Source organism: Stecheria intestinalis (assembly GCF_009696165.1).
Classification (GTDB): Bacteria; Bacillota_I; Bacilli_A; order Erysipelotrichales; family Erysipelotrichaceae; genus Bulleidia; species Bulleidia intestinalis.
Map to the genome: position 1 here is coordinate 1 of NZ_VUMN01000064.1, position 1,915 is coordinate 1,915.

Annotated in this window: 1 protein-coding gene; it reads right to left on the reverse strand. The window is 47.5% G+C overall.

The features are described from left to right. Nucleotides 1-97: 97 nt before the first annotated feature. Nucleotides 98-1,372 carry a group II intron reverse transcriptase/maturase gene (ltrA, locus tag FYJ51_RS13360; protein WP_154506016.1) on the reverse strand — a complete coding sequence of 425 codons (1,275 nt, stop codon included), beginning with the start codon at nucleotides 1,370-1,372 and terminating at the stop codon, nucleotides 98-100. Between the last annotated feature and the right edge of the window lie 543 nt (nucleotides 1,373-1,915).

The window sequence follows — 1,915 nt, forward strand, 5'->3', positions numbered from 1 at the left end:
AATCGAGTAGGAGGATGAGAGCGTGAGCTCTCATCTTTTTTCCTCTCACACCACCGGAGAAGCCGTTCGGCGTCCGGCGGTTCGAAGCACCAACAAATTACATCACTGTTACATGTACCAAGGTAAAATACTCTTCCGAGCTGATCAATCCGGCCTCTCTTTTCAAGAGGTCATTGGTAATCCAGCGACTTAGGAATAGTCCCGAGGCATAGATTCCTTTACGTGTATTGGCATAACGCCATGCCCAGTATGTTTTCATACCAAGTGCGTACAGGTGGTTTGCCCGGTTTCTGACCGTTTTCCATTGTTTCCAGTAAATCATCCGGATATGCAGCCGTACCCAGCTGTCAATCTTTTTCAGGGCCGTTTTCATGTTACACAGACGATAGTAATTGACCCATCCCCGTACAACCTGATTTATTTTGGTTATCCTCTGGTCCATCGGAATGTTATATTTCCTTGTTAACAGCGGCACCAGCTTGTATTCCAGCTTCTTCAATGATTTGATATGTGGCTTAGGTCTCCACTTACCATCTTTGAAGTAAAAGGAATGTCCAAGATATTTGATTTGGTTAGGCCGTGCTACTTTTGTTTTCGCTGCATTAACCTGTACGCGAAGACGTTTTCCGAGCCAGTTTGTTACCGACTTCATCACTCTGTTGGCTGCTGCTTCACTTCTGACACAGATGATGCAGTCATCTGCGTATCTGGTAAAGTGCAGACCTCTGGATTCGAGTTCCTTGTCGAATTCATTCAGATAGACATTTGCCAGCAGTGGAGAAATCGGGGATCCCTGTGCGGTTCCTTTCCGTGTCTCTTCAAAGCTGCCTTCTATCAGAACGCCTCCCTGCAGGAATCGTCTGATGAGTGATTCAGTATCCGGGTCTTTAATAACGTTGTGTACCAGAATCATCAATATATCCTGATTGACGTTATCAAAGAACTTTGAAAGGTCTAAGTCGACAATCCAGTCATAGCCATCGTTCATATATTCGAGTGCTTTCAGGATTGCCTGCTCGGCCCTTCTTCCTGGTCGGAACCCATAGCTGCTGTCTGAGAATGTACGATCAAAGATTGGCGACAGAACCTGTGTTACTGCTTGTTCGATCCACCTGTCTTTGACTGCCGGCACACCCAGGTTTCTCTTCGAGCCATCATCCTTCGGGATTTCCACACGCTTGACTGGCAGTGGTCTGTAATGCCTGTGCCGGATAAGTTCCCGCACTTCATCTTTATGAAGCCTGATATATTCTGGCAATCGGCTTACAGGCATACGGTCAATACCTGCAGATCCCTTGTTAATCATAACCTTGCGGCTGGCTTCTTCCAGATTTCTATCTGAAAGAATCAGCTCCAGTAACTGTGATGCCATTTGTCTGCTTCTCCTTTCCGTCGCTGTCTCGTCTCTGGTCTTAACGGACTTTATCCGAGCTCACAGACCATTCAAAGAGATTTGACTACATTCATGAAATGAAGCTGGTGATTCGTTCGGCCCTTTGCTCCATCCCCATTGCGGGATTTCTTCACTACTACGGCCTCTGCTGACTTCTCATCGTTCGTTGTTACTGCTACTTACCTGCATGATGTTCCTCACCTCGGCTTTCGTCGATGAGACCTCCCCGAAGAAGGCGTGATAACTTTCCTCCCATCCAGCCTCCGGATTTACTGCTTCGCCATATTCAGCGGCTTGGACTTCTCTTTGTTTAGGAAGATCGTCCAGACTGACAGCCTTATATCCGGTTTCTGTACGTAGGCCCGGGATTTTGCCACACGGTTAGTATGTTCCCGCATCCGGCTTCCTTCCGTTGACACCTCACGATGTCCACGTTGCCTTTGGCTAGCGCTTTGAATCATGCCGCTATACATGCGCAAGGGACTTTCACCCTCGAGTTATCACCCATGTCGGGTGTACTAA

Coding starts and splice junctions, on each gene's coding strand:
- ltrA (WP_154506016.1), bottom strand. CDS start 1,372: ATGGCATCACAGTTACTGGAGCTGATTCTTTCAGATAGAAATCTGGAA.